At 43.4% G+C, this 8,410-nt stretch carries 6 protein-coding genes and 1 pseudogene; 3 read left to right on the forward strand and 4 right to left on the reverse strand.

Going from position 1 to position 8,410, the window contains the following annotated elements; genetic code table 11:
- Nucleotides 1-25: 25 nt before the first annotated feature.
- Together IO95_RS03150 and bglF are read right to left on the reverse strand one after the other, a co-directional pair.
- Nucleotides 26-1,426 (reverse strand): glycoside hydrolase family 1 protein, encoded by a 1,401-nt coding sequence (locus tag IO95_RS03150; protein ID WP_023489115.1) that lies wholly within the window; start codon nucleotides 1,424-1,426, stop codon nucleotides 26-28.
- 93 nt (nucleotides 1,427-1,519) lie between these two features.
- Nucleotides 1,520-3,394, reverse strand: a complete 1,875-nt coding sequence (gene bglF / locus IO95_RS03155; protein WP_023489116.1) for a PTS beta-glucoside transporter subunit IIABC — start codon at nucleotides 3,392-3,394, stop codon at nucleotides 1,520-1,522.
- Between the two features lie 650 nt (nucleotides 3,395-4,044).
- Here bglF and IO95_RS03160 point away from each other — a divergent pair.
- Complete coding sequence (locus IO95_RS03160) at nucleotides 4,045-4,794, forward strand: NAD(P)-dependent oxidoreductase (RefSeq protein ID WP_037383773.1); 750 nt, start codon at nucleotides 4,045-4,047, stop codon at nucleotides 4,792-4,794.
- A 122-nt stretch (nucleotides 4,795-4,916) separates the two neighbouring features.
- Here IO95_RS03160 and IO95_RS03165 read toward each other — a convergent pair whose 3' ends face one another.
- Complete coding sequence (locus tag IO95_RS03165; protein WP_037383776.1) at nucleotides 4,917-5,153, reverse strand: DUF4282 domain-containing protein; 237 nt, start codon at nucleotides 5,151-5,153, stop codon at nucleotides 4,917-4,919.
- A gap of 1,184 nt (nucleotides 5,154-6,337) precedes the next feature.
- On the opposite strand from IO95_RS03165, the gene IO95_RS03170 reads away from it, so the two are divergent.
- The gene (locus IO95_RS03170) at nucleotides 6,338-7,015 is read left to right on the forward strand and encodes a LuxR C-terminal-related transcriptional regulator (protein WP_160165605.1); all 678 of its coding nucleotides are present in this window, start codon (nucleotides 6,338-6,340) and stop codon (nucleotides 7,013-7,015) included.
- A 139-nt stretch (nucleotides 7,016-7,154) separates the two neighbouring features.
- Here the strand turns inward: IO95_RS03170 and IO95_RS23410 are convergent, their stop codons facing one another.
- A complete protein-coding gene (locus tag IO95_RS23410; RefSeq protein ID WP_235186727.1) occupies nucleotides 7,155-7,535 on the reverse strand; it encodes a winged helix-turn-helix domain-containing protein in 381 nt (126 codons plus the stop codon).
- Nucleotides 7,536-8,113: 578 nt separating this feature from the next.
- On the opposite strand from IO95_RS23410, the pseudogene IO95_RS03180 reads away from it, so the two are divergent.
- A pseudogene (locus IO95_RS03180) lies at nucleotides 8,114-8,410 on the forward strand (IS4 family transposase); the annotation flags it as partial.

Raw genomic sequence — 8,410 nt, forward strand, 5'->3', positions numbered from 1 at the left:
AGGGTAAAAACGCCAGCGGATAAGATTACTCTATTTTCAGGCTCTCGCCATTACTGTGGATCACATCGCGATACCAGTAAAAACTCTTTTTACGGTACCGCGCCAAGCTACCCTTGCCGGCATCATCACGATCAACATAAATAAAACCATAACGCTTCGACATTTCTGCTTTGGAAGCACTCACCAGATCAATGGGCCCCCAACTGGTATATCCCATCACTTCAACACCATCGTCGATGGCCTCAGCAACCTGAACCAAATGGTCATTGAGGTAATTGATGCGGTAATCATCATTGATACTGCCGTCTGCCTCAAGACGATCCCGCGCCCCTAGCCCATTTTCCACAATAAACAATGGCTTCTGGTAACGGTCATACAACACATTGAGTAAATAGCGCAAACCCACAGGATCTATTTGCCACCCCCATTCTGAACTCGCCAAATGGGGGTTGGGTACCATGTTAAGGATATTGGCGCGGGCGGTGTTGTTCTGCTCTTTATCCGTGGTAACACAGCCACTCATGTAATAACTGAAAGAGATAAAATCGACGGTTTCACTTAACGCCAGCTGGTCTTCCTCGGTGATCGTCACCTTAATGTCGTTTTCACGGAAGAAACGTTTCATATAGGCAGGGTAAGCCCCTCGCGCCTGTACATCACCGAAGAACAGCCAATCACGGTTCTGACGCTGGGTTTCCAATAGATCATCGGGTTTACAACTGAGCGGATAAAGGATGCCACCCAGCAACATATTGCCAATTTGCCCCTCGGGTACTATCTCGTGACAGGCTTTTACCGCTTTGGCACTGGCCACCAACTGATGGTGAATCGCCTGATAAATTTCACTTTTACTGCTATTTTCCGGCAAGCCAACACCCGTAAAAGGAGCATGCAGCGACATGTTGATCTCATTAAACGTCAGCCAGTGTTTTACTTGGTGTTTATAACGCTCAAACACAGTCCGCGCATAATGCTCGAAGAACCCAATGGTTTTGCGGTTCCCCCAACCACCGTATTTTTGTGTCAGAGCATAGGGCATTTCATAATGTGAAAGGGTGATCAGCGGCTTAATGTCATATTTCGCCATCTCATCAAACAAGCGATCATAAAATGCCAATCCAGCTTCATTGGGCGTCTCTTCGTCACCTTGTGGAAAGATACGCGCCCAGGCAATCGAGGTGCGCAGGCATTTAAACCCCATTTCGGCAAACAGCGCGATATCTTCCGGATAACGGTGATAAAAATCGATGGCGACATCCTTGATGCTGCTATCACCCGAAACTCGCGGCATCAGTGCACCAAAGATCCCTTCGGGTTGCAGATCTGATGTTGAAAGGCCTTTGCCCTCCGCCAAATAGGCCCCTTCCACCTGATTTGCCGCCACTGCCCCGCCCCAGAGGAAAGATTTGGGAAATTTGCAACTCATCGCTTTCTCCTTAATGATTCGTAACGCCAATAGACTGATTAATCTAATAGACCCGTTGTCACTCAAGCTGCAGGGTTGTTGGCTGCATCTTGATTACACTGGATAGAGGGTCAGTAATGGTGCCCGCTCTTGCACCGGGCTCTCGCCACTGGCAAGCACATCGATATAGTCATCACTGTTGCTGACAATGACTGGCGTGGTGGTATCAAAACCTGCCGCCTGGATGGCAGCCAGATCAAACTCAATCAGCAACTCCCCGGTCTTAACACGCGCCCCCTCGGCAATATGCGCAGTAAAATGCTGACCATCTAATTTGACAGTATCAATGCCGATATGAATTAACAGTTGTATCCCTTCATCCGATTCAATACCGATGGCATGACGTGTCTTGAACAGTGAAACAACCGTACCATTGACCGGGGCCACTAACCTGCCCTGGCTCGGCACAATGGCCACCCCCTTCCCCAACAGACCACTGGCAAAAGTGGCATCGTTTACCTGCTCCAGTGAAATGACTTCACCGGCTATCGGGCTGAATAACACCGGGTTGCGATTAACGGGAGTAGGCGATGTGAGGGACTCTTCCCCTTCCAGCCTGGCGGTGGGAACAATGCCAAACAGATAGCTGGCAATGGCAGCAAACAGGAAGCCGAGCAGAGTACCGGCAATCGCCCCCCATACCGTAGCGTTGAAACCGCTGGCGGGAATAATCTGAGCAAAGGTGAAAACACTGACCAAGCCAAAGGAGTAGGTTGCCGTCTGAAAATAGCCGATCACCGCTCCCCCTAGTGCCCCCCCCACGCAGCCGAAAACAAAGGGGCGTTTGTAGGGTAATGTCACCCCATAGACTGCGGGTTCAGTGACACCAAAAATACCGGCAGTCACTGCAGATCCAGCCATCACCCGCAGTTTGCTGTCGCGGGTGCGCAGCATGACCCCCAGTGCCGCCCCCGCCTGCCCCATCACTGCGGGTAATAACAGTGGTACCATTGAGTCATATCCCAGCACACTCAGGTTGTTGACCATCAACGGTACTAGCCCCCAATGCAGGCCAAAGATCACGCAGACTTGCCATAACGCCCCCATAAATGCGCCAGCAATAACCGGATTAAAGGCATAAATGGTTTGATAGCCATTAGCCAGCAAATGACTAAACCAGATAGCGACTGGCCCAATCAGCAAGAACGTTAACGGCACGGTGATCACCAGACACATTAATGGTGTCACATAATTACGTAACGCGCTGTGGAACAGCCGGTTGAACCAGGGCTCCAACCGACAAGATATCCAAGCGGCAAAGATGATCGGAATAACCGAGGAGCTGTAGTTAATAAAGGTAATCGGAATACCGAGAAAATATTCAGGCTGTGCGCCTACCTGTTGTGATGCATCGAAAGCTGTCATCATCAATGGATGGGTCAGCGCACCACCGATAGCCATCGTCACAAAGGCATTGCCACCAAACTTCTTCCCTGCGGTGTAACCTAAAATAATCGGGAAGAAATAGAACAGAGCATCACTGGCGGCAAATAACAGCTTAAACGTGCCACTACTCTCCAGTAACCAGCCACAGGCCAGACTCAAGGCCAAAAAGCCTTTTAAAATCCCCGAAGCAGCCAACACCCCGAGTATCGGAGTAAAAATGCCAGAAATAATGTCAATAAAATGACTGAGCAGATTCTCCTTATCACCCTTTTTGGCATCCGTTGGCTGGGGATCATCTAACCCAGCCAGCACATTCAAACTGTTATAAACCTCGCTAACATGGTTACCGACAACGACCTGAAACTGACCGCCGCTTTCCACTACCATGATAATGCCCGGATTTTTCTTCAGCGCTTGTACATCAGCCTTGCTGCTGTCATGTAGTTTAAAACGCAAACGGGTAGCACAATGCACCAGACTCTTCACGTTGTCGCGGCCACCGACCCCGGCCAAAACCTCACTGGCTAACTCCTTATATTTCATAACAATATCCTTAATTCTTAGCGTTCGTGATCTCACTCGCTGGCGATGGCCAATCACCGTTGAGGAATTAAATGCAAAAAAAAACCTAAACCTCGTTACTGTCGACACCCAACAGGGAAGACAGCAGCACGAAGTTTAGGTTTTGCCTGCTAACGCAGTGACAACCCTAAATTTGGTTGAGCCATGACGGTAACATTCTGTTTTTCCATCCGGCAAGACCTTCCCGCACAAAGTTATCGAAGTGTGATCTGGAGTACAAAATCACACTATCGAAATAGAGTGACCGTTAAAATTTGATCACGGTTAACGCCCCAGGAAAACATTAACCAGTCTAATTGAAATTGAAGGGGTAACTTAATGTGTACAGATATGGAAGCAGATTACCCAACCAGGATGGAATCCATTAAAAACCAATATTAACAACATGTTGAGCACATCAAAAGGTCTTCATACTCTCGAAACATCCGCTTGATTTCTGACAAATAAATAAGATTTTTCTTAAAAATACTTACCATTTTTCAAATTAATACCAAAATAGCTCCCCATTACCCAACAAAATACATCAGAAAAACTAATTAAAAGGTAGACAAAAATAACTCACAGTATTATTAATGTTGTCCTGAAAATTTGATTGAGGGTGAGCAGTTGTCATGGCACTACGTAGCGAACTTGGGCGAATTTTGATTACTGGTGCAAGTGGTCGTGTAGCAACGGCATTCAGACAGTTTGCTGGTCATCGTTACACTTTTCGTTTAGCCGAAAAGGATATCGATATGCTGAATGAGCTGCGACCCGAAGATCAAGCGTTGGCTTTTGATATCAGCGATATTGAAGCCTGCCGTAATGCCTGCGCCAATATTGATACCGTACTACATCTGGCAGCCGAGCCCACTCCTGATATCAAGTTTCACGCGTCATTGATGAACAACAATATCCTTGGCACATTCAATATATTCCGGGCGGCAAAAGATGCGGGCTGTAAACGCGTGGTGTTCGCCAGCAGCTCCCTTGCCGTGGAAGGTTATCCCTTGAATTATCAAGTACGCCCCGAAGATGCACCGAGACCCAAAAATATGTACGGTGCCAGTAAGGCATTTGGTGAAGGTATCGCCGCCTATTTCGCCTATCAGGAAGGTCTTTCTGCGTTATCGGTACGGATTGCCAACTGCACCACTCTGGAAAAGGGCCAGCAGGTGAGCGCTCGTGATATGAGCACTTTTCTTAGTCACCGGGATGCGGCTGACCTACTTGATCGCTGTATCCGCATCACCGATGTACAGTACGCTGTAGTACACGGCATCTCCAACAACCAATACAAACGACTCTCACTGGAAGAAACCACTCGCCTGCTTGACTACTACCCTGAAGACGACGCATTTACCCTGTTCGGCTTTACTTAATCCACTAAGATGCAAAACCAATGAAAGCGCTAAACCTGGCGATAATGATTAACGGCAGGAAAATGGCATTGGTATCAATGATACCAATGCTACTGATAAACATAATTATATTGCTAAGTATGTTACGGTTTTTCAGCAATCTTGCGCAGATACTCGTTATTTTTAAATGCAATAATAATCATTTCAAAAGAGACTCGGGTCATGACACAAACAATCACCAACCCCAGTAGGCCATAGAAAAAATCAACCATATACATATACCCAATGCCAAAGAGAATCGTCCCTAGCAGACTGAGCCAATACAAAAAGGTAATAATTTTTGGGGTCAGCATCGCATCGAAAAAGAAAATGCTTTTCATTCTATATCCTTCAGTTAATGTCAATCATTCCAACGAAGAGTAACCAAAACCTCATTGTTTAATACTGCAAAGAAATAATATATATTTTTACGTATATTTACAAACTGCAAGCGCACTGCTGTCAATACCCAAAATAATTCGAGTTGCCTGAAGACGGCCAATCCGAGACAAATCGATCAGCAATCGATTTGAACAGCGCTTGTGTTGGCCCGCAGAGTGAACCTCATGGATGAGACGAGTAACCTCAGCCAACACTCAAGCAACTTGAAGTATGGCGAGTATATTCATTTTCACTCAAGCGGTGGTTGACAGGTCATAACCGCAAGGCGTTGATTAGATGCCTGGTTAGCCTGCCAGACAAAGAATCGACCTAACGGTCTGCCAGACAGATCCGCTTGGCATTGGGACACATCATTTTCATTGCTCATTGCTCATTGCTCGCTTTACAATCAAGCCAACCAAACCAAAAACAGAATAAAAACAATGTAATAGAATAAAATTAAAATTTTATTCTATTTTTTATAAAATTTTGCAACATTAAACTACTCAAAATCAGTGAAGCCAACCACCTCGTTATATTTATAAAATAATAACATTATGTTTTATTGCAGAATTAAACACCAGATTAATAAAAAAATAAAAGATAACAAACCTAATCTTGCGCTTTTCTAGAGCGCTAATTACATGAGTAGATTTCTTGATAAGGGTGAGATTATTCTTATAATGCAGCCAAGTGAATGCGACTTATACGTTAAATAATATTAATTGCCTATCGTTAGCAAACACTGCTAGACAGAGATGACGGTAATAATTTACCAAGCATACCGATCAATGCTTCACTCGTATCGTTATGCCCAATGCAATTTAAAATAACCACATTTGACCCACACCAGGGAAAAACACACTCTGTTTTTACCAAATAAACGGTTATGCACAAAATAATTCGAGTGCCTTGATTGGGCCGAGTAACTATTGATCGGTAACTATTGATCGGTAACTACAGCCAGCATTCAGGCCGCTTGAAGGATAAAGTGTATATGGCATCTCTTAACTGAACCATACCCATGATACTTGATATTACATGGCTATTAGTTGTTCATTATAAATGACGTTATCCACCAGCCATGCCATCCATCTGTAATTTTAATGATGAAAATAAATTTCAAAAGTCAAAAAAAATACTTATGGATTTTACAAAAAACAGGGAAAAAATGAGCATTAGGAAAAATTTATTTATCCAACATGCCTGCATGTATACCAGGGAAGGTATAAAATCAACCTTATCTCGTCTTTCATGTGGCAATATTGACCTAACGGTTATTGCGGAAAAAAAATATTTAGAAATCAGTGACTATCTAGCATTACCCGGCACTGATGTAGATGTTTTTATTTTAGGCTTACAAAACACTTATGATAGCTATGGGAACACCCTTGATTTTATTATCAAATGGCTCCCCTTACACTATCCGCAAGCCAAAGTCATTATCATGGCGCAAACCCTTATTCTTGGGCGGCTGAAGGACTATCTTTCAGGTCTGAATAATGTTTCCGCTGTGCTGGATAATGCAATAACAATAAATGAGTTAAGTCACTATTTGCAAGATACCATCCTGAATTTACCAGATGTCAGGCAGAAATCAAAATCGACAACACCGCTGACACATCAAGAAATCAAGGTACTAAAATATTTGTTAAAAGGAATGCCAACCTTACAGGTTGCAAGAACAATGCAGATTCACCCAAAAACTGTCAGTGCCCACAAACGAGCAGCTATGATCAAATTGGGGATTACCTCATTACATAGTTTAATACAGTGCCAGGTCAACTTAAACATGATGGACAATTTATTAACCCAAAAATAATGACTAATTACTATCCGCAGTCACGACACAACAATACCAAGGGATGAGGTTTATAAACTATGGATTCAAAAAATAAAACGGATTCACAGAATAAAACCAATCCCGATACTTCACTGCTGATATATTCAATCTCGACATATTAACCGTAAAAAAGTGGCGTCACTTTATGGTTATTAATAAAATAACCGGAATCTCTGACACTCGAAATAAAATCAGAAGAAAGCCCCATTGCCATCAATTTTCGTCTCAATTCATTGATAGCATGCCACAATCGCTGACTGGAGGAAGAGAGATTATTGTCTTCCCAAACATTATTGAGGATATCATTCTTCGAGACAACGACACCTTTCTCACTGGTCAGTAATAAGGTTAGTAATCGCACTAGGTTTACACTAAGAGAAACTGCCGAAATTGTTACAGCACGCAATTCAGTGTCATCACTAAAGCGAATCAACCTTTTTTTATTTATATCAAATAAAATTTCTTCATCAATTAAAAAACCGTAAATCTCGCCCTTCATAATACCCATCAACATACTATAGATTAATCACATCTTGAGACAATTAAGTTACCGAAAAGGATAATTTTAAAAAACCCTGCCACTAGCAGTGTATTTCGGCATACCCCATATCGCATCCAAACTGACAGCAAGGATAACACGCACAGCAATAGACTTTAGCCGACAATAAAAAAAAACCTTAGTGAATTATTATTATTTATGCTGTTAAGATTAAAAAATGCCTTGGGGCAAAGCGTAGAAAGAATTCCCTTAATTAAGTTAATATTTTTTAAATACAATATGCAATTAATTCAAATTTATATAACACACTGATTTAAAAGTAAAAAAATTTATACCTGAATTTACCAAAACAAAATAACACCTTTACCACACCGGCTGAATGACAATGATATCGAGTTTAATTTATTGATTTTAATATAAAAAAAATCTTAATCATACATTTAATATTGTTTACCCACGTGAAGGAGTCTATGCTCCGCTCCCTGAGCTTAGCCATCCCCTCATATGAGCAAGGCATGGCAAGGCTTCTGAGGTATGATCTCCGTTCTTGACCAGCTAATAGCGAGCAGACAGCCTCCATGCTTAACCACGAAATAATTCTTAACCACATTGATGACATATTCGGACAGGACATGCATGCCAAGCGTGTCTTGTCGCTCGCCAATGCAACCCACGGGGTTATTGAGTCGGGGTCATTGGCCATCCATGCCATTGGCAATGGCCTCTCTTTGGCCAGCGGCCTTGAGCGAAAGCACGCCGTCAAGCAGGTGGATAGACTGCTCACCAACACAAAGCTCAATGTCTGGAGCTTGTTTGATGATTGGGTTCCCTATGTGGTCGCCGAACGTACTGACATCGTCGTCTCGATGGATTGG

It is taken from the genome of Serratia sp. DD3 (assembly GCF_000496755.2).

Excerpts from the sequence above, each read along its gene's own strand:
- IO95_RS03165 (WP_037383776.1), bottom strand. The coding sequence starts at position 5,153 with ATGAAAAGCATTTTCTTTTTCGATGCGATGCTGACCCCAAAAATTATT.
- bglF (WP_023489116.1), bottom strand. The coding sequence starts at position 3,394 with ATGAAATATAAGGAGTTAGCCAGTGAGGTTTTGGCCGGGGTCGGTGGC.
- IO95_RS03150 (WP_023489115.1), bottom strand. The coding sequence starts at position 1,426 with ATGAGTTGCAAATTTCCCAAATCTTTCCTCTGGGGCGGGGCAGTGGCG.
- IO95_RS03170 (WP_160165605.1), top strand. The coding sequence starts at position 6,338 with ATGGATTTTACAAAAAACAGGGAAAAAATGAGCATTAGGAAAAATTTA.
- IO95_RS03160 (WP_037383773.1), top strand. The coding sequence starts at position 4,045 with ATGGCACTACGTAGCGAACTTGGGCGAATTTTGATTACTGGTGCAAGT.
- IO95_RS23410 (WP_235186727.1), bottom strand. The coding sequence starts at position 7,535 with ATGAAGGGCGAGATTTACGGTTTTTTAATTGATGAAGAAATTTTATTT.